This is a genomic window from Paenibacillus sp. BIC5C1 (assembly GCF_032399705.1).
Taxonomy (GTDB): domain Bacteria; phylum Bacillota; class Bacilli; order Paenibacillales; family Paenibacillaceae; genus Paenibacillus; species Paenibacillus taichungensis_A.
On sequence record NZ_CP135922.1, the window covers coordinates 592270 to 613321 of the forward strand.

Genomic DNA, 21052 nt, shown 5'->3' on the forward strand with positions numbered 1-21052 from the left:
GCAAGGAACTGGATCACAGCAAATAAAATCGAACAACAATATATTCTACTACGTTCAGCGCACAAATTGAATCCTGATTTGTGTATTTTTGTGCATTTTTTTGACGACGAAGGAATGTCGAAGGTTGAATGGGCATGATATGATAGAGATGCATACGGGCTAAGGGTTTTCTGTCAATGAATACACGACAACAGGAGTGAGTGAATGCAGTTTTCAAAAATGTTCGTATTAAATATGGGAATGCTCATAACCATTGCTTACCTTGCTAGTGTGTTCTATAAATACATCGTAATACGAGCTTCATCACGAGTAAAACAGATATGTTCGTTGTTTGTACTTATTTTTGCAGGCTGGATCAGCACGGTATTTGGATTTCAGCTTAATGATGAAGTTGTCTTCGATCTTCGTTTTGTTCCTTTAATTGTTGCCGTTTTGACGTATAGACAACCTTATAGCGTTATTATTGTGGGTGTTGGGATTGGGCTGACCCGGTTAACTTTTGGTATCAATGATGCTACGGTGGCTGCACTGATTAATATGTCCATTTTGGGCGTGGTGTGTGCAGGGTTGAATATATGGATGAGACGCAGTGACTATAGGTTAATTATTAAAGGTGTCATCGTCATATTGATTGTAAATGTGGTCAATAGTGTGAACATAGCTATCGTCGGCGTTATCCCGGCTACATATTTTTTCTCTCATATTATGCCGTATACCCTACCTGTGGGTATTTTGCTTAGTCTTGTTTTTGCTTTTATTTTACGAGACTTTCAGAATGAACAGAATCGGATTTTGCTCATCCAGAGTACCAATCGTTTATTGTCTGTGCAAAAAGAAGAATTGCAGAAGGCTCAGATTGTGCTGGAGGATCGTGCCAAACAACTGATGATTGCTTCACAGTACAAATCGGAATTTCTGGCGAATATGTCGCATGAATTGCGAACACCGCTGAACAGTGTCATTAACTTTGCCCAGATGATCAGCGAGAACGGAGATACGATGGAACAGGAGGATATCGTACATTTTGCCACAATGATTGAGCATTCGGGTCAGGAGCTGCTAACGTTAATCAATGACATTCTCGATCTGTCCAAAGTGGAAGCGGGCAGACTGGATATCGTCTTGGAGGATATCAGTGTTGCACAACTCACGGAAGATGCCATGACTCATTTCCAGCTGGTTGCCGAGAAAAAGGGAGTAGAGCTGAAGCTGGACAAAAAGCCAGGGCTGCCAGAGACCCTATGGTCTGATCCCCAACGAGTCCAACAGATTTTGCGTAATCTCATGTCCAATGCCATCAAGTTTACGCATCAGGGGAAGGTCACACTGACCGTGAGCACCAAGCAAATGAAGAAGTCAGGCATTCTGAGCCAATGGATTGTGTTCTCGGTACAAGATACGGGAATTGGCATTGCCGAAGATAAACATCAATCCATTTTTGAAGCATTTCAACAGGCTGACGGGTCCATTAGCCGCAAATTTGGGGGAACAGGACTCGGACTGTCCATCAGTCGGGATTTGGCAAGATTACTGGACGGATCGATTGAACTTGAAAGCGCTGAGGGCAAGGGAAGTACCTTCTATCTCTATCTCCCGTTGAACCGTGAAAAAATGAGTTGACAACCCTCACGCTGTGAGTAGAATTTGGGGTGACAACTAGCATCGACCGGCACTTGAAACCCGGTCTAAGGAGTGTATCCCCATACAGAAGACGGTCAACGTTAACCCTCCTCCGTTTGCAGGCAAACCACGGCGCAAGGGTTCGACACAACGCACGAATTTATCCATCGCAACATGGGAGGGTGTACCGGCAATTATTTTGCAGACGTTGCTGGGAGGCCCATTTTTAACCGGATTTCTGCTGTACCTCGGGGCCGGGTCAAGACATATTGGCTTTGTGCTCGCCATTACGACGTTTGTCAATATCGCCCAGATTGGAGCGGCTTACTGGATGCAGCGCATTCGCAGCCGCAAACGCATGCTTGTATTGTTTGTAGGGATGCATCGCATCCTGTGGAGTTCGACGGGACTGATACCGTTCCTGTTTCCCAAGGAGTGGTGGGTAGGCATTTATATTGGTGTGTATACGGTTGCATTCATAGCCAATACAATTGGCGGTATGATCTGGACCTCATTGATTGGAGATATCGTTCCTGCCAAGGTGAGAGGGCGCTATTTCGGAATTCGTAATACAATTCTGAACGCACTTGGAAGCGTATGCTTATTTGCTGGAGGCATCGTTCTGGACCGGTTCCCTGGGGAGATGGGCTTTTTGATCCTGTTCATTCCTGTGTGGATCTGCGCCATAGCCAATACGGTTATTTATTGCTTTTATCCAGATGTGCCGTTTGAACGTTCAACTGAAAAGGTTTTTTGGGGCATGTTCAAGAAGCCGTTTCAGGATCCTTCCTTTCTGAGGGCTGCACTGTTCCTCGCGGCCTGGTTACTGATCCAGACGTTGATCGTTCCGCTATTTTCCTACGTGATGCTTGACCTGCTTAACATTAATTATCAGACGGTATCCATAATTACTGTGGTGCAGACACTCGTTATGATGGCAGGATTCTATATCTGGGGCAATCTGAACGCGAGATTCAGCAATAAAACCTTATTATTTTGGACATTACCGATCATCGCACTCTCCTGTCTGTCATGGGGATTGATGTCGTTTATGCCTGTTTTGATAGCGCTTTTTTTATCCCATATTTTTCTCGGTATTGGTGTGGGTGGATTCAACCAGCTTGCTTTCAACTTCACAATTGGAGATACGCCAAAAAGTGAAAGACCGATGTTTGTCGCCGTGTATTCGGCTATGACCGGAGTGACCTCGTTTCTTGGACCGCTGATCGGTGGCTGGTTGTATGAGAGAATGGAAAACTGGCCGGACGCGATGAATTGGGTTTCCGCCTATGGATTCCAAGTGGGTGTTGGTGCAGCGATGCTGGTTCTTGCGTTTACACTTGGACGACGTGTACTTCTGAAATAGAGATATGTGGAGGGGTGTACTTGGAAAATCACGAACGGCAAGCCCTTGTGATTGGAGCTACTGGGCTTGTAGGTGGACTGCTGGTAAAGAGCTTGCTTCAGAATCCGGCTTATCGCCGAATTCGTATATTGGTTAGACGACCGCTTGAATTGGAACATCCAAAGCTGGAGCAATATGTCGTGGACTGGGAACAACTTGAAGAACAAAAAGATCTGTTTCGCGATATTGATGACTTATATTGTTGTTTGGGCACAACAATTAAAAAAGCGGGCAGTCAGGAAAATTTCCGCCAAGTGGACCTTCACTACCCCGTAAAAGCCGCCATACTTGCCAAGGAGCATGGGGTATCCCAGATGCTCGTCATTTCTTCCATGGGAGCCGATGCCGGGTCACGTGTATTTTATAGTCGGACCAAGGGAGAGATGGAAGAGGCATTATCGGCTATCGGTTTCCGTTCACTGCATATATTCCGTCCGTCGTTAATCCTTGGAGATCGCAAAGAAAAACGGTTGGGTGAGCAATTGGCAGCTCATGCCATGACTTTTCTGGATCGCTGGATGAAAGGCAGAGTGGATAAATACCGGGCAATCCAGGCTTCAACCATAGCTCGGGCCATGATGAACATTGCACTTGTTCAAACCAAGGGGAATCACGTGTATTCCAATGACGTTATTCATGTGTTGGGATTGGATGAGTCCTGAGATATCCATGGTTTGCCCATATCGGATTGAGAGGTAAGGATAGACGTTTCTTGACTGGGCGGGATCGTGGTATAATAAGCTTCAAAAATGAGTTCGAGGCTTGTCTCCTCGCGGCGGCAGGACAGCGAACATGAAGGAGAACTCATCATGAAAAAACCAATCTCTACCGATCAGGCGCCAGGCGCCATTGGTCCATACAGCCAAGCTGTTGAAGCAGGCGATTTCATCTATACTTCCGGTCAGCTTGGCCTAAATCCGCAAACAGGAGAGTTCGGAGCCGATGTACAGGAGCAGACCCGTTTGTCCCTGAGCAATGTAAAGGCCATTCTTGAGGCAGCAGGCACGAGTATGAACAAAATCGTGAAAACGACTGTTTTCCTGAAAGACATGAATGATTTTGTTCCGGTGAATGAAGTGTACAGCACGTTCTTCGAACAGCCTTATCCAGCACGCAGCGCGGTTGAAGTCGCTCGTCTGCCGAAGGATGCACTTGTGGAGATCGAGGTTATTGCCCTCAAATAGGGAAGACTGATACTTGCCAAGCAAGGAAAGTTACATAAAAAGCCGATTTCTGGTCAGATGACCGAAATCGGCTTTTTGAATTTATATGAACAGTGCCGGGTTAATCCCGATCCTGATTACGGGCGAAGAACAGCCATACCGCATAAATGGCTAGCACGATCGCAACGATAATTGCCGTATAATATACGGAGGTGACGTCTTTTTGTTTGAGTGCGATGGCAATGTATGCCCATGTAAAGACAAGTGGGTATACACTATCCCGGTAAGGGAAGCTCACCAGTACAGCCAGCACCAGGCCTACAATTAACATGATGATGGTCCAGGTAGGTTCACTGAGTCCAAAGCCATCCCAGCCGATTTTATATAATAAAACAGCTGCATTGATTATGGTTGCTACGCTAACCCATCCAAGATATATGCTGAACGGCAGCTTCACGAGCCAGATTTCAGCAGTTGTGGGAAGGGTGATTGCCCGCGTTTTTACATATAACATGATCAGGGACAACAGAAGCAGAACGATGACGACTAAGGCGAGGCCGATTTTGAGATTTTGAAAAGCGAAGATCCATGCTACATTAAAGGCGCAGCTTGCTAGAAACCAGTAACCGAGACGGGTAATGGAGTCCCTTTTCCAAGAAGAGGGAACGAACTGATAGATGACAAAGCCAGCGAGCAGCAGATAGATCAGTCCCCATATGGAGAAAGCATAACCTGAAGGGGTGAGCAATACAGGGTACATATCCGATACTTCCTTATTGGTCCTGCCTCCGATCGGCAGCGCGTTGGAAAGGTAGTTTACTACGATAACAGCGATGAATCCAATCGCGTTTAACCACTTGTACGGATTGTTACGTGACATTGTGTTTCCTCCTTGGTTTTACAAAAATGAATGAACCACGGGTCAGTCTACAATGAATATACCCAGTTCTTTCGCATTCTAATAAGAAACCGCAAAAAATTCACAGGATCGTTGTCTGCTATCCTGCGGTTTGCCGCTCTCTTATTTGCTGTGCTACGTCTCAATGTACGCTGGTTGAAGCAGAAATATGTTCACTTTGAAGGAGGAAGAAGGTTGTTTACGAGAGAAACGATGGAGAAGCAACAAACGTGGTTTTATGTCGTTGCTCTGTTCGTGGGAGCAGCGATTGGGCTGGGCACCCCTGAATGGGGGTCAGCGCTGCATTATACGGTTTCACCTGTGCTTGCCATTTTGTTATATAGCATGTTTGCACAGATTCCTTTTTTACAGCTCAAAGAATCTTTGTCCAACCTGCGATTTATTGGAGCTCTGCTGGTGGCTAATTTTATCGTAGTGCCTGTGGTCGTGTGGTTGTTAACCTTGGCGTTTCCGCAACCTCCTGCCGTGCTCATCGGCGTTTATCTGGTACTGCTAACCCCCTGCATTGACTATGTTATTGTTTTTACACAGCTGGGTCGGGGCAATGAGAAACTGATACTGGCAGCAACGCCAATTCTGTTTGTGATACAAATGGTCTTGCTGCCGGTATATTTGTGGCTGTTCATCGGGAAGGAAGCGGCACAGGTCATGCAGGTGGGGCCTTTTGTGGAGGCTTTTCTGTTTCTGATCGTCTTTCCGCTGCTGTTGGCTATTCTTACGCAGGTTGTGACCAAAGGCAAAGCCGGAGGAGAACGGGTGATGAACGCAACCGCCTGGCTGCCAGTACCCATGATGGCTTTGGCCTTGATTGTGGTTGTCGCATCGCAAATCGGGAAGGTTTACAACGACTTTGCTGTAATTGTGGGTGTTCTGCCTATCTACATTATTTTCCTGATGGCTATGCCATTCTTATCAAGAATTATTGCAGCTCTATTCCGATTGGATACGGGCGCAGGCAGGGCGGTCATTTTCAGTGCAGGCACCCGAAATTCACTCGTCGTTCTGCCATTGGCGCTTGCATTACCTCAAGAGTGGGCCACAATTGCTGCCGCCGTGATTGTAACCCAGACGATCGTCGAGCTGGCTGGAGAGTTGATCTATATTCGCATTGTTCCTTCCGTCATACTGCGGGATCGATGATCTGACAGAAAAGAAAAATCCGGTTGTATTTAGTAAATTATGTTATCAAACCTGAGAACAGCTACAGTGGATCTGAACGTGTGCGGAGCAGAGCTTGGACCCAGCTTGCAACAAGCGCCGTACGCTAATGAATCGGAGGCATCTTATTCAAGGATTCGAAGTGACCGTAGAAACCTAAAGAACTTGAGACACGCTATATCAGAATAAACAGCCGTTTGCAGCGTTTTTATCAGGAATTTCAGGAATTAACGTGTCTCAGGTTCCTAATTTTGTTGAAATTGCGGACAGCCCCTAGATTACATTCATATAATAAGTAACAGGAAAGGGGCTGTTCCTGGAATCATGAACATGACGGGACGCCCCTTTTACACTTTAACCATTGAAGCATGTACGCATAAATGAACTTCTACAGTACCGACGGCTCAGATTAATCAAGCATTTCCGTCAGATAACGTTTTGCGATATTCCCCAGGTGTGATGCCCTCCATTTTTTTGAACACTTTACTGAAATACTTCTCATCCTGATAGCCGACCATCTCCGAGATCTTTGCAATTCGTAGTGAAGGGTTCTGTAACAGCAGCTTGGCGTTATTGATCCGCAGCTTACCCAAATACTCCGACCAGTTCAATCCGAACTGCTGTTTGAATTTGCGTGATATATATTCGCGACTCAGGTAGAACCGAGCAGCAATCTGTTGCAGAGACAGATCCTCCTGATAATGAGCATCCATATAACGTGCGATCTCACTCATCGGGTCCGGTGTGGCATGATGATGTGCAGTAAGGGCCTTTCCGGCTGCGAGCAACCGCTGCTCCAGCAGGGAGCGGAGCAAGGGCAGCGATAACAGTCCGTCACGGTCCAAAGGTAACTCGGCGAATGGAATGGATTGTTCATCTATCGCTTCATCTTCCTCCTTCGGTGGGGCGCCTGCAGCATCATCGAGCCAACGGCCAATCATCCATTCCATTTCATCCACCCATTGCTGTATCTGCTCGGCTGTTACGACATCGAGCCGGGTAATGGGATCAATCCATTCTGCAACCGCATTGGATACACTGGAAGCGCGCCCACTCATAGATGCCAGTCGTAAGGACTCCTCAAAGGTAGATAACCGAAGTCCCTTGTTTCCGTTGGAGGACTCCATTGCATCGTGAATGCACTGCTTCGTTTGCAGGGCATTGCGTCGCCACAACCGCAAACTGGCTTCCTGATAGGCTCCCGAGGTTCCGGTAGGATAAAACTCACAGCTGGAGATACCGAAATGAAGACGGCGTTGGATGGTCTGCTCCAAACCATCGTTTACTTTTTCGAGAATGGTTTGAAGTGTCGAGCACTGACCCCAATATAGGAGAACGACTTCATCCGGTTGATCAAGCTGGCGGAATACGACACCTTCGGCAGGTGGGGATAACATCTCCGCACAAATATTTAGCACAGAGAATACGAGCAAATCAGGCTGGCTGCGATATTTTGCCAAGCATTGGGCATCGAGATGGGAAAGGCTGGTGACGGCCACACTGCAACTATCGATTTGCTTGGGCAGATTTAATTCATCCCGTAGCCGTTGAAATTGGGTATTGTTGCTTCCGCGTCCCACGACAAGCTCTGTGAGCAGTCTGTCATGATAATGCGGACGCATCTGGTTGACCACCATGGATTGTCTTGTGGACTGCACACGAACAGCATCGTCTTCTTTCCAGGCGTCGACTGCTCTAAATAAGGATGAATTCAGTTCGTCGGCTTCAACTGGTTTGAGCAGGTAGTCCGTACCTCCATATCGGATCGCATGTCTGACCAGTTCAAAATCATCATATCCGCTGATGACCAGTACCTTGCTGTGAGGGGCATGAACAGATATCCATTCAAGCAGAGCCATACCATCCTTGCCAGGCATTCGCATATCGCTGAGTACAATTTGTGGTTGATGAGCCGTAATGGCAGCGACCGCTTCATGACCATCTGCCGCTTCATACAAGGTATCAATTCCTGCGGCTTCCCATTGACCAAGCAGCTTAATCGCATCGCGGACGTGTTTTTCATCATCGACAATCAAGGCTTTCATGTTGTTCACTCTCCCGCGTATATTTTGACTATGATCTGCACGCCATTCGGTTCCAGATTGCCAATCGTAAGCGTAGCATTGTATCCCGGAGGTGAGTTCAGTTGGAGTCTGCGCATCACATTACGCAGTCCAATTGACTCGGTCTCGTCTGGTTCCTGTGAGGACTCGGAAGATAGAGATGCCGGACGCAACCAACGCTGAATTTCGGACAACTTGTCTTCCGGAATGCACGGCCCGTTATTTTCCAGTTGAATCTGAATCCAATCGTCAGGCGTTCGCTGACTGGAAATTCGTATCCTGCCTTTGCCAGGCTGAACATCCGCTCCATGCTTGAAGTAATTCTCGATTAAAGGCTGCAAGGTCATCCTCGGCATTTCGGCGCGCAGAGTATTTTCGGCAAAATCCAGTTCAACCTCCAGGCGGTCACCGAACCGCTCTTTTTGCAGTTCCAGGTAGAGCCGTGCATGCTCGGCTTCTTCGTTCAAAGTGACCCGGGTCTGGTCACGCATGCTGTAGCGCAGCATTTTGGATAGGGAAGAGAGCAGCACATACACCCGTTGTCCTTGCTGTTGAAGCGCCAGTGTACCGATGGATTGCAACGTATTATACAGAAAATGGGGATGAATCTGGGCTTGCAGCGCTTTGAGCTGGTTGGTTTTATTCGCAATCTCAAGGCGATATTCCCGCAAAATCAAGTTGTTTACCGTATCCATCATATCCCGGAAATGACGGGCCAGCACACCGATCTCGTCCCGACTCGTTAAACGGATATCCACATGCAGGCGTCCTGCCTGAATCTGGTTCATATAACGCATTAATTGCTTGAGCGGTCCGGTGATCCGGATCGAGATGAACAGGGTTGCTACAATGACTAACAACAGTGCAGCAATAGCGATCATGGCATTATTCCACGTTAAGGTGGTGGCGCTCGCGTACAGTGTTTCATTCGGAATCTGTTTAACAATGGTCCAGTCTGCAAATTGGCTGCCTAACTGCTGGTACACATACATGGAATGATCCTGTTCAAAATGACCTGAAGCGGTCTGTACTATCCCTGCACTGGAACGTGCCGAATTCAGCTCAGTTGCTGCTTCTTGCCGTAATGCATCCGTTCCACTGACTTCCGACTTTCCTTCAAAAATGATCTGGTTCTGATTGTCGATGACATAGATCTGTTCCTTTGTCGGATCATACAGTCTGCTGCAAATTTCGGCAATGGTATCCATGTTCAAATCGATGGCGAGCACACCCAACCGTTCGGTCGAAGGCACATCCTTGATCACACGGTGAAGGGTAATTACTGTTCTTGGAGGATCATCCGCTGACGCTGCCTTGAAGCCGTAAGAATGACTAAGGTGCGCCGATTCGACCCAGATATCCGGGCTTTTATCGTTAGATTTTCCATGAAGCGAGTCGGAGTAGGCCTGTTTGCGTTCTTCCCGCTTCGGGAAAGGATTCGCAATTAATGTCGATTGATTGGCAGCAAAGGAGTGCAGATACAGCTGAAATACATCAGGCACAGCCGAACGTATCGTCTGCAGAGTGGTGTATACCTCGGCAACTGCGCGATAATCGCCGGGGATTTTTGCCAAATTTCGCAGAAAATTCGGATCAGTGTACACAGCAAGCGAAGCTCGTGCCACGTTATCCACGTAATTGTTGAGATTGGTGGACGCCTGGAAAATCAGGCGTTTGTTCTCGGCGACGGCCTGTTCGCGCAGGGCAGTTTTGGTCTGGATAAACGTCATGCTGATGGATGCCAGTAGCGGGATCGTCGTGGCAATGAGCATAAAAGCGATTAGCTTGGTGCGAATGCTGTAGTATTTTGACATCGTGACACCCCTTCTGGTTGCAGGTTAAGAAAGGACAATATTTTACACCCAACTGTTCACTAGGGTCGGTGTTTCCCTGTGTGAGAATGGGGTTTAATAGAACAAGAGACCAATTTCATCCATCTATAGAAGGGGAGAACGATATGAAGCATCGCAAATCTTCACAGCTGTTACAGCAGCTTGTGTTCGTGGGTCCCTCCATCGTCTTTTTTATTCTCATTATCGTGGTACCTTTCCTGCTTGGCATGGTATATTCCTTTACCGACTGGAACGGGGTGTCGGCGAACATTCATTGGGTAGGGTTCGACAATTTCAAGCAAATTTTTGCGAATGATCCCAAGTTTCTATCTGCGTTTTGGTTTACGGTGCGCTTCACCGTGGTTGGTGTAATTTTGACCAATGTTATCGGTTTTTTCCTGGCGTATTTCCTGACCAAGCCGCTCAAGACGAGAAACTTTCTGCGCACGATCTTTTTTATGCCTAACGTGATCGGTGGATTGTTGCTCGGCTTTATCTGGCAGTTCATATTTGTGAAAGGGTTTTCAGCAGTAGGCGACGTAACCGGATGGTCCTTCTTCAACCTCCCATGGTTGGGAGACGAGCCGACCGCCTTCTGGGGTATCGTCATTGTATTTGTCTGGCAGACCGCAGGATATCTGATGGTTATCTACATCTCATCATTGACCAACGTATCACCGGATCTGCTGGAAGCTGCCGAAATTGATGGTGCCAGCCGTTGGCAGGTACTGCGCAGTATTATTTTCCCGCTCATTATGCCGGGAGTCACAATCTGTCTGTTCCTTGCCATCTCCTGGTCCTTCAAAATGTTCGATCTCAATCTGTCGCTGACCAAAGGCGGACCGTTTGGATCAACAGAATCGGTAGCGCTGAATATTTACAATGAAGCTTTTGTAAATAATCGGTACGGTATCGGTACAGCCAAAGCACTTGTATTCTTCGTAATCGTTGCCATTATCACCATGATCCAGGTGCGTGTGACGAAGAGCAAGGAGGTGGAGGCATAGATGGAAACGTCAAAAAATTACCGCTTCAGTACCATTGTAACCGAGATTGTGATGGTACTCATTGGATTATTGTTCCTGGTTCCGTTTTACTTCCTGTTTGTCAATTCGGTCAAAACATTCGGTGACCTGCTTACCAATTCGGCCGCATGGCCGGAGGTGTTCCAATGGGGCAACTATGCAAACGCTTGGGAGAAAATTAAATTCCCTTCAGCGCTGATGAACTCGCTCATCGTCACTGTAGTCAGCAATCTGCTGCTGGTGTTGATCAGCTCCATGGCCGCCTATCGAATGGTACGCAGCGATACGCGCTTCAACCGGATTTTGTTCGGCATGTTCATTGCTGCCATGGTGATTCCGTTTCAGTCTATCATGATTCCACTCGTTACTGTAACCAGTAATCTTGGACTGATCGACAGTCTCTTCGGACTCATCATCTGTTATCTCGGTTTTGGCGCACCGATGTCCATCTTCCTGTTCCACGGATTCGTCAAATCGGTTCCGCTCGAAATTGAAGAAGCAGCTCGGGTGGATGGAAGCTCCGCCTACGGCGTGTTCTTCCGGATTGTGTTCCCGCTCATGAAGCCGATGTATGTTACCGTCATTATTCTGAATACACTCTGGATCTGGAATGACTATCTGCTGCCATCCCTGATTCTGCAAAGCTCCAATTTGCGTACAATTCCGATTGCGACCTTTGCGCTCTTCGGACAATATACGAAACAATGGGATCTCGCCCTGCCTGCACTGGTGCTTGGCATCATGCCAATTATCATCTTCTTCCTGCTGATGCAGAAATACATCATTCAGGGGATTACTGCTGGATCTGTTAAAGGGTAAGTGCGAGGACGGAAGCTCCGAGATCATGTGCACTTACGGTCGCTGTTGTTCCTCGGTGGCCTGAAAGAATTCAGGTAAAGAAGCCACCGGGTATCAAAGGCGAACGCTACGCTCCTCCAGCGCATCATGATCCCTCCGCTCCGACCTCGCACGGAGGTGTGCAAGGGAGTCATGCCTGCTAAGCATGGGCCTGACTTTTGGGCAGGAAGAGCAGGGCGATACAGTGAAGAGACACATCGCCTGAGCACTCCTTCTGAGGAGGAATGATAAATTCTCGGGTCAAAGTTCTAACGAACTCACCGCATCTTATGAGGTGAATAATTGAGGCATGCAAAGTTTAACGAACCTCAGTAACGTTATTTAGGTACAAACAAGTGTCAGAACCTAAAAATCGATAAAACGGACGAAATAACGTCGCTATGATTCGTTAAATCGCAAACTTACTGCAAATGGGAGCGAATAGCATGCGCTCGGTTCGTTGGGCTAGGAAAGAACCAGGTACTTAGCATGGTGTAGGGGGAAACAACAATGCGGGAACGGTTGTAAATCAATCGCCGCCTGCATCCCGGCGGACTGAATAAAAAATGCAACGAAGCTGTTATACTGAAACTACTATAGGGAGAGTGTATGTATGAAAAGAATGACCAAGTTGACGTTGCTTATGCTGATTGCTTTTTCTGTAATGCTTGCGGGTTGTGGCAACGGAGATAAGAGTGGAAGTCCTGTCAACACTGACACCCAAGGTGGCGGAGAAGCTGCTGCTGGAGACAAAACCATTAAAATCTTTCAATTCAAAGTCGAAATTGCGGAAGCGCTTAACCGTCTCAAAGCGGAATATGAGTCCTCTCATCCAGGCATCAAATTGGACATTCAGACCGTTGGTGGCGGTAGTGACTACGGCGCTGCATTGAAAGCCAAGTTCGCTGCTGGCGAACAACCTGACATTTTCAACGTTGGTGGGTATCGTGAACTGGATACATGGCTCGAATATCTGGAAGATCTGTCAGGTGAAGCATGGGTAAAAGATGTGCTTGATGTTGCCAAAGAGCCGATGACCAAAGACGGAAAACTGTATGGACAGCCGCTGGCACTGGAAGGCTATGGCTTCATTTATAACAAAGACCTCTTCCAAAAAGCAGGTATCACTGAAATTCCAACGACACTGGAACAGTTGGATCAGGCTGCACAGAAACTTCAAGCCGCAGGCATTACCCCGTTCTCCAATGGTTATCAGGAATGGTGGGTACTCGGCAATCATAACGTAAACGTGGCATTTGCGAATCAGGCAGATCCGGTGAAATTTATTCAAGGTCTTAACGAAGGTACGGAGAAAATCCCTGGCAATCAGGTGTTCACAGACTGGATGAACTTGCTCGACTTGACGCTGAAATACAGCAACAAAAACCCGCTCACAACCGACTACAACACACAGGTAACCCTGTTTGCCAGTGGGGAAGCAGCGATGATGCAGCAAGGGAACTGGACGCAAGTACAAATTGATGGCATCGATCCTGATCTGAATCTTGGCATTCTGCCGATGCCAATTACGAATGAACCGAACGACAAATTGTTTGTTGGTGTACCGAACTACTGGGTTGTGAACAAGAATTCGCAAGTGAAGCCGGAAGCGAAAGAATTTCTGGAATGGCTCGTGACATCCGATACGGGAAAACAGTATATGACCAAAGAATTCAAGTTTATCCCGGCGTTTAGTTCCATTCAGGCATCCGAAGAGGATCTGGGTGACCTCGCAACCGATATCATGAAGTACAGCCAAGAAAACAAAACATTAAGCTGGAACTTCAATCGTTTCCCTGAAGGTGTTCCACAAGAATTCGGTAGCACGATTCAGGCATATGTGGCAGGCAAATCAGATAAAAAAGCTCTGCTTGATGCATTGCAGCAAAACTGGGATAGTCTGAAAAAATAATCACTCGGATTAGCTATCTGCATAAGTAAAATAGTGTCATCTCATCCTTGAATGGATATCCACATACTAATATCCACAGGCTAATGTAGCCCAACGCAAATGATTTGGATGAGTAGTCAACTCAAATAGGTCAACCAGAATTGTATTCTGGTTGACCTATTTTTTAGTTTTGGGACTACGTTATACAGATTGGATGAATAACATGCGAACATCATGTTCTTGAAATGTGGATAACCCCAACATATTTAGAGGCCCAATGACATATTTAACACAGAGTTAATACTATATGTGGATATCCTGTGTGTACAATGTTCTAAATGTGGACAAGTGCGAGAAATATTGGGGCAAAGATCATCTTTTGTTAACAACATCACTTGTGTTTGTTTAATTAGTACTGTATAGTTCTATTTATGACAAATCAAAAATCGATCTCGGGTTCTGTAAAATCCAAAAGTTCCAATCCGGTTAATCGGACCAAGGCAGTCGAAGTGGCTGCTCAGTTATTTTTGCGTCAGGGATATAGCTATGTCAGTATGGATGAGGTCGTGCGGGCAAGCGGGGTATCCAAATCGAATATCTATTACCATTTCAAAAACAAGGAGGAATTGCTCCAGGCGGTGGTGCAATACTGGATTGCCCAGTATGAATCTGAGCTCTACCTGCTGCTCAGTCAGCGTGAACGAGAAGTCACAGAACGGATCTATTCGTTCATGGCGTTACTGTCCGCAGGAATGGAAGGGCGCGATTATAAAGGAAGTTGTCCGTTTATTACATTGTATATGCAGACACCAGCCAGCGCACCCGAAGTGAAAGAAAGTATAGCCCGTTTCTTCCGTGAGCTGCAGCCGATGATGGAAAAGCTGTTGCAGCAAGGGATGGATCGTGGCGAATTTCGTAAAGGGATTGAGCCGGGACCCGCGGCTGCATTATTTATCGCTGCATTGGAAGGTTCACTTGTACTCGCGGAGACTGCGCGTGATATAGGGATTATTGAACAATCAGCACGTACATTTTGTCAGATGCTTCGGTAAACGAAGCTCTTTTTTTGACCAAAACTAGTACTGTATAGTACTAAATAAAAAATGATAAAAAGGGAGAGAGATTAGAAATGAGTATACATAATTCATCATCATCATCATTAAACGCAGAACGTGAGACTGACCTCAATACAGCTAAGAACAACAATGCGACTGATTCAACCACTATTTTGATGACGGGCAGTACCGGGTTTATCGGCAAAGAGGCAGTAAAACAACTTGGGAACAGTGAAGCGCAGTTATTATTGCTTGTACGTTCTAAATCCAAAGCGAGGACGGCTCTAAATGCATACGGAGTAACGGATTTCAGCCGAATAACGTATATTCAGGGCGATCTGTCAGCTCCAGGCCTCGGTCTAACCAAAGCTGATCGTGAACGTGCTCTTCAGGCCAATATCATAATTCATGCAGGTGGGACGATGGATGTTACATTGCAACCAAAGGTGGCAGAACAGATTTTTATGAATGGAGCAAGAGGTATGGCCGAACTGGCGGAAGATATCCAGCGCACACACGGATTAAGGCATTTTATCCACGTGGTTGGTTTTATGAGTCCGTACGGGAGGAATAATTCCCCGTCCATATCATCACCTAATGAAGATGCTGGGGATAAGTCGAGCGGGAAGAAGTCAGTGATAAGTAAAGTGTTCCATTCGGAAAGTGCGTATGAACATATGAAATTCGAAGCGGACCGCTATATTCGACAGCACGCTGAGCAGCATTCGTATGTCTTATCTGTTGTTAATCCGAGTACAATCGTGGGTCCATATCCTACAGGGGCAACTGAACAAACGGGCGGAATTGGCATGATGATACAGGCGATGAGAAGGCGTAGAATGCCGGTGATTCCTGGTGGTCAACAGCACTGGCTGCCCCTTGTATCCAATGATGTGGTTGCACAGACCCTCGTTTTTCTGACTCAGGATAGCAATCCATCTGGCGGCACATATCCCTTGTTGTCCAGAAAAGCGGACAGTCCGGATATGAAGGAACTGATTCGTTTACTGGCGGCTGAGTTGGATGTATCTGCACCTCGATGGTCAGTGCCCCTGCCCATGATTCATGCAGCGATGAAGGCTGGTGGCACAAAGATCAGCGGGATACCGCCTGAATCAATCGCGTTTATTACCAAACAGGAGTTTGAAGTGCAGCAAACGGAGCGGTTGTTTCAGCGAATGGGACAAAAATTGCCTGAATTTAGCGAGTTATTACCTTATGTGACAGCAGATTTGGATTATCGTTTCAGCTACCCCTCACAGGAGGATTTGCCTCAGGGTTGGACTCGGACGCGTAAGGGCAGTCTTGCGGTGCTGGTCCATGAGGGTGAGGGGGAGCCATGGGTGATTGTTCATGGTTTGATGAGTAGTGCTGACGATATGATCCCGCTGGGAGATGTGTTATGGAGTATGACGGGAAACCCGATATGGCTTGTGGATCTTGCCGGATTCGGGCGTTCTCCGGTTCATCGCAACAAGATAAAAGGGACGGCCTTCAAAGGGCAGGTGGAAGCGGTGCGAAGTGTGCTGGATGAGATACAAGGTCCGGTCAAACTGGTAGGACATTCTGTTGGGGCAGCAATAGCCGCGGCGGTGCTGCAGGAGAGCGGGCGTGAAAATATCCAGCTGGCCATGCTGCAACCCGTATGGGGGGCTCCGAAGGATGGAATGCAGCGCCTGATATCAAGGTTCCCGAGAAGAATGCTGCAAGGACTGTTATCTCGGATGACTCCACAGCAAGTGGCCGGGCAGTTAAAAAGGGCAGAAGCTTCGGAGATCAATCCAACCCTGCTGGAAGGCTACGCGAGAAGAGCTTCTTCTGGTTTGAAGTCTCCTCGCATTGCAGGAGCGAATGCTGATTTGCTCCACTGGATAAAGTCCCATTCAAGCGATATAGTGCCACAGACCAGTGCAGATGCGCAGCGCACACTCATGGTTTGGGGGACAAACGATAAGGGATACTCACGCCCCGAAAATATCCATTCATCCGTTCAACGTGCGGAACTTCCCTATGGGCACCAATTTCCCCTATTTCAGGCGGAAGAAGCAGCTTCACTGCTTGTGGAATGGCAAATGAAGAGACGGTAAGCAAAGAAACGAAGTGTGCGTTCCAAAAAATGCACAATATTCAGGTCCCTCAATAATAAAATGTTAAATTATATTACACATACAGTTAGATAAATTGAATGAAAACGTTATTTTCACTCCCATTTATACTTGTCGCACAATAAAACGATGCTCATTTTGGCAAGGCAGTACATTGTGACCCTCTTCTGAACTGCGATAGACTTGATTTCAAGATCAACAGCTTAGAGGAGGATGTGTAGGATGCCACTTCAAAAAACGTTATTGGCACTGGACGCGCTGGACAGCGCTTATGTAAATGGTGAGAGTGTAAAGCAATTGTTTGTTCAATATCCACAGGTTTCGGTTGAAGTGCTAACCGTACAAGGGGAAAAAGGAAGTACGGATTTTGTTAAAATTATCATCCCTGGTACAAACGGGAAGTTGTCAGGAGGGCAGGCCCCGACCATGGGGATTGTCGGACGACTGGGTGGAATCGGTGCCCGTCCAACACGCATCGGACTCGTTTCGGATGCCGATGGCGCCGTCGCTGCTGTCGCAGCAGGGCTGAAACTCGCGGATATGCAAACCAAGGGTGATTCGCTCAAAGGTGATGTCATTGTGACTACGCATATCTGTCCGGATGCCCCCACGCTTCCGCATGAACCGGTTGATTTTATGGACTCTCCGGTCGACATATTGCAGATGAACGAACATGAGGTTCTGCCCGAGATGGAAGCTATTTTGTCCATCGATACAACCAAAGGAAATCGGGTGATTAACCATAAAGGGATCGCCATTTCTCCCACGGTAAAAGAGGGATACATTTTACGAGTGAGTGATGATTTGCTCCGAATTATGGAGATGACCACAGGGCAGCTGCCTGTGACTTTCCCGATTACGACGCAGGATATTACGCCATACGGCAATGACTTATACCATATCAATTCCATTTTACAACCAGCAGTGGCTACACATGCACCTGTTGTAGGCGTAGCTGTAACTGCTCAATCCGCAGTTCCGGGATGCGGCACAGGAGCGAGTCATGAGGTTGATATTGCAAGCGCAGTTCGTTTGGTGGTGGAGACAGCCAAGGAATTCACGAATGGCACCTGTTCTTTCTACAATGTGGAAGAATATAACCTGATTACTCGTCTGTATGGATCAATGAAAGTGCTCCAGACCCCAGGGATCCAGGCAGCTCCGTCTGCATAGTTTAGTCGAGAAGGTCACGGTTGAAGTGGCAGGTGGAAACACTGCTGTGGACATACGTGGATTCTACAGCCGATCTGATATGTTAGGGGGCAATAAGATGACCAAACAGCTTGGCATGATTACGATTGGACAAGCTCCGCGAACCGATGTTGCGCCTGTCATAGAAAAGTATCTTGAAGGGCGGGCGGAACTCCTTCAGGTCGGGGTGCTGGACGGACTGTCGGCAACTCAGATCGCTGCGCTGGCCCCGGAACCTGGTGAATATGTTTTGACTTCCCGTCTGCAGAATGGCAGTGCCGCTATCATATCCCGTGAAAAAATCAGACCGATGCTGAATCAAAAGATTCGTGAATTCGAAGCCATGGGTGTCCCCAATATTCTGCTGCTTTGCACAGGTTCCTTTCCGGGTCTGCGTTCAGCTAAGGTACACCTTATTGAGCCTGATCGTATTATTCCTCCAGCCGTACAGGCGATGGCCGATGGCCGCCGTCTGGGGCTTATCGGACCATTGCCAGAGCAAGCGGGACAGCTTGATTTGAAGTTTTCTTCCCTGGTCCAGCCTGCGTTTGCCGCTGCTTCTCCTTATACTTCCGGCGAGTCTGAGTTCCGGCAGGCGACGGAATCATTAAAGGGGCGTGTTGAACTCATTTTACTGGATTGCATGGGGTATGATGAGCGTCACCGACAATGGGTAGCCAATGCCAGCGCAGGAATCCCGGTCATTTTGTCGAATGCTCTAATGGGTAAACTGGTAGCGGAAATGGTCTGACACAGGAGGAGACGAACAAATGAATCAGCAACGAATTGACGTCAGTAAAAATGTTTTGGTGGAATGCCTTGGGCTTCGCAGTGGTGAGACACTGGCTGTCGTAGCGGATGATGCCAAGAGAGAACTGGCCGAATCCATATATGAGGCAGGCAAGGCACTGGGAGCAGATGCGGTGCTTATGGTGATGAAGGAACGGAGCAAGTCCGGTGAAGAACCGCCTGCGCCGATTGCCGAAGCAATGAAGCGTGCAGATGTCGCGGTATGCGTAACTCGTTATTCACTAACCCATACGCAAGCTCGTAAACAGGCGGCCGCTGCTGGAACCCGGGTGGCAACGATGCCGGGCATGACGGATGATATGTTCATGAACGGTGCCATTACAGCAGAATATCCCAAAGTGAAGGCCTTGACCGATAAGGTTACAGGCATGCTAAGTGCAGGGAGAAGTGTCCGTATCGAGAAAGATGGACACCAGCTGTCGTTCTCCATTCAGGGACGTAATGGCGTGCCAAGCACAGGCATGTACCTCAATCCGGGTGAGTCCGGCAATTTGCCTTCGGGTGAAGCTTACATCGCCCCAGTTGAAGGTATTGGAGAAGGTGAAATCCTGGTGGATGGCTCAATTGCCGGAATAGGTGCGATTGGTGAACCTGTTCTATTGACGGTTAGAGAGGGCCGCCTTGTTATGGCAACTGGCGCTGAAGGAGACAAGCTGTTATCCATGCTTGGAGAAGGTGATGGTCGAATTCTTGGCGAGTTCGGCATTGGCACCAATGACAAGGCTCGAATTACAGGTGTTGTCCTGGAGGACGAGAAAGTCTACGGTACGATTCATGTTGCTTTTGGAAGTAACAATACCTTTGGTGGCACAGTTGCAGCAGGCGTTCACATTGATGCTGTTGTGCAGAAGCCGGATGTTTACATTGATGATGTGTTGATTATGCGTCAGGGAGAACTGCTCGATCAATAATAGAGCAGAACATTCAAAAGATATCATTGTGGAGCAAAAAAAGTGAATGATAGCGTATGCACAACATATCCACAGTGGGGACCAGTGCGTAATTTACGCGGTAGTTTTAGAGACAAATACACAACATATTCACAATATTTAAAGAGATATCCACATATCTGGGGGTAACTATCAACAGATTGTGGGTAACATATGCACAAGATATCCACAGCCTGGGGAGGAATGCCAATGTTGGGTCTTATCAGAGTGATTACGCTTCATTATGAAGAGGATATCCACAGACACGGGGCATTAATCGAAGGACGTTACGGCATCCAGGTTCGGAGTCGCTGCATTCCCGATCAACCGCTGGGGGTATATGATCAGTCCACAGAGCTTGAATCGATTCCCAAAATTGTGGATCTGGCACGAAAACTGGAACAGGAAGGCTGTACCTCTATTGGTATCAGTTGTGCAGCCGATCCGGCTCTTGCAGAAATGCGTGCTGCAGTGCACATCCCAGTCTATGGAGCAGGGTCATGTGCTGCTCATCTTGCACTCACATCAGCGGCGCGTGTAGGTGTATTGACCATCCTAGAGGAAGTGCCTCATCTGATTCGAGGAATACTAGGTGATGCCTATATTGGAATGGAGCGTCCCGAAGGTGTGGTAACTACGCTGGATCTCAACACACCACAGGGGCGAATCGCGGCTATGGAAGCAGCCAGGAGACTGAAGGCGGAGGGCGCTGAGTCTATCGTTCTTGCGTGTACCGGTTTTGCAACGATGGGTTTCGCCATGGAAGTGGAAAAAGAACTGCATATCCGGGCGCTTGATCCGATCTATTCATTAGGGGCAGCTGTGTCTGCATTGAAGGTCTGACCAATGAAATGCCGGATATAGGTATTGGGTGATTTTATATTTGGGTTAATTTGATTTTGACGCCGATGCAGTGTGTATTACTGCCATCGGCGTTATTTGTGTTGGATGAGATTATTGGGGTTCTTGGAATAGCATGGCGTTGGTCTGCAAGGAGTGAGAGGATAACTTTTCTTATTTTCTAATGTGAAGCGATAAAGTAATAAATT

The 21052-nt window shown here is 47.5% G+C and carries 17 protein-coding genes; 14 read left to right on the plus strand and 3 right to left on the minus strand.

The features are described 5' to 3' along the window. Positions 1 to 204 precede the first annotated feature (204 nt). From RS891_RS02840 to RS891_RS02855, 4 genes are all read left to right on the plus strand, one after another. Positions 205 to 1620: a sensor histidine kinase gene (locus RS891_RS02840; protein ID WP_315794370.1), complete on the plus strand. Its 1416-nt coding sequence runs from the start codon at positions 205 to 207 to the stop codon at positions 1618 to 1620. A gap of 208 nt (positions 1621 to 1828) precedes the next feature. Then, a complete protein-coding gene (locus RS891_RS02845; RefSeq protein WP_315796143.1) occupies positions 1829 to 2986 on the plus strand; it encodes an MFS transporter in 1158 nt (385 codons plus the stop codon). Between the two features lie 20 nt (positions 2987 to 3006). Continuing rightward, positions 3007 to 3687, plus strand: a complete 681-nt coding sequence (locus RS891_RS02850) for an oxidoreductase (protein WP_113055078.1) — start codon at positions 3007 to 3009, stop codon at positions 3685 to 3687. A 147-nt stretch (positions 3688 to 3834) separates the two neighbouring features. Beyond that, positions 3835 to 4209: a RidA family protein gene (locus RS891_RS02855; RefSeq protein ID WP_113055077.1), complete on the plus strand. Its 375-nt coding sequence runs from the start codon at positions 3835 to 3837 to the stop codon at positions 4207 to 4209. 100 nt (positions 4210 to 4309) lie between these two features. Here RS891_RS02855 and RS891_RS02860 read toward each other — a convergent pair whose 3' ends face one another. Then, a complete protein-coding gene (locus RS891_RS02860; protein WP_315794371.1) occupies positions 4310 to 5068 on the minus strand; it encodes a tryptophan-rich sensory protein in 759 nt (252 codons plus the stop codon). A gap of 231 nt (positions 5069 to 5299) precedes the next feature. Between RS891_RS02860 and RS891_RS02865 the strand changes: the two genes are divergently transcribed. Beyond that, positions 5300 to 6247 (plus strand): arsenic resistance protein, encoded by a 948-nt coding sequence (locus RS891_RS02865; RefSeq protein ID WP_315796144.1) that lies wholly within the window; start codon positions 5300 to 5302, stop codon positions 6245 to 6247. A gap of 431 nt (positions 6248 to 6678) precedes the next feature. On the opposite strand, the gene RS891_RS02870 is transcribed toward RS891_RS02865, so the two are convergent. After that, positions 6679 to 8310, minus strand: coding sequence for a response regulator transcription factor (locus RS891_RS02870; protein ID WP_113055074.1), 1632 nt, complete (start codon positions 8308 to 8310; stop codon positions 6679 to 6681). 5 nt (positions 8311 to 8315) lie between these two features. Then, on the minus strand, positions 8316 to 10142 hold the full coding sequence (locus tag RS891_RS02875) for a cache domain-containing sensor histidine kinase (protein ID WP_315794372.1): 1827 nt from the start codon (positions 10140 to 10142) through the stop codon (positions 8316 to 8318). A gap of 143 nt (positions 10143 to 10285) precedes the next feature. Here RS891_RS02875 and RS891_RS02880 point away from each other — a divergent pair, with 143 nt between their 5' ends. The 9 genes from RS891_RS02880 (at position 10286) to RS891_RS02920 (ending at position 20846) form a co-directional block, all read left to right on the plus strand. Beyond that, complete coding sequence (locus RS891_RS02880; protein ID WP_063567994.1) at positions 10286 to 11167, plus strand: carbohydrate ABC transporter permease; 882 nt, start codon at positions 10286 to 10288, stop codon at positions 11165 to 11167. After that, positions 11168 to 12004 (plus strand): carbohydrate ABC transporter permease, encoded by an 837-nt coding sequence (locus RS891_RS02885; protein WP_053779743.1) that lies wholly within the window; start codon positions 11168 to 11170, stop codon positions 12002 to 12004. It begins immediately after the preceding gene. Positions 12005 to 12635: 631 nt separating this feature from the next. Then, positions 12636 to 13934: an ABC transporter substrate-binding protein gene (locus RS891_RS02890; RefSeq protein ID WP_113055072.1), complete on the plus strand. Its 1299-nt coding sequence runs from the start codon at positions 12636 to 12638 to the stop codon at positions 13932 to 13934. A gap of 410 nt (positions 13935 to 14344) precedes the next feature. After that, positions 14345 to 14965, plus strand: a complete 621-nt coding sequence (locus RS891_RS02895) for a TetR/AcrR family transcriptional regulator (RefSeq protein WP_113055071.1) — start codon at positions 14345 to 14347, stop codon at positions 14963 to 14965. 77 nt (positions 14966 to 15042) lie between these two features. Then, positions 15043 to 17055, plus strand: coding sequence for an alpha/beta fold hydrolase (locus RS891_RS02900; RefSeq protein WP_315794373.1), 2013 nt, complete (start codon positions 15043 to 15045; stop codon positions 17053 to 17055). A gap of 240 nt (positions 17056 to 17295) precedes the next feature. After that, positions 17296 to 18246, plus strand: coding sequence for a DUF1177 domain-containing protein (locus RS891_RS02905; RefSeq protein WP_072734897.1), 951 nt, complete (start codon positions 17296 to 17298; stop codon positions 18244 to 18246). A 97-nt stretch (positions 18247 to 18343) separates the two neighbouring features. Beyond that, positions 18344 to 19015, plus strand: coding sequence for an AroM family protein (locus RS891_RS02910; RefSeq protein WP_113055069.1), 672 nt, complete (start codon positions 18344 to 18346; stop codon positions 19013 to 19015). Positions 19016 to 19034: 19 nt separating this feature from the next. After that, positions 19035 to 19985: an aminopeptidase gene (locus RS891_RS02915; RefSeq protein ID WP_113055068.1), complete on the plus strand. Its 951-nt coding sequence runs from the start codon at positions 19035 to 19037 to the stop codon at positions 19983 to 19985. A gap of 228 nt (positions 19986 to 20213) precedes the next feature. Further along, positions 20214 to 20846, plus strand: a complete 633-nt coding sequence (locus tag RS891_RS02920) for an aspartate/glutamate racemase family protein (RefSeq protein ID WP_113055067.1) — start codon at positions 20214 to 20216, stop codon at positions 20844 to 20846. Positions 20847 to 21052: the final 206 nt, after the last annotated feature.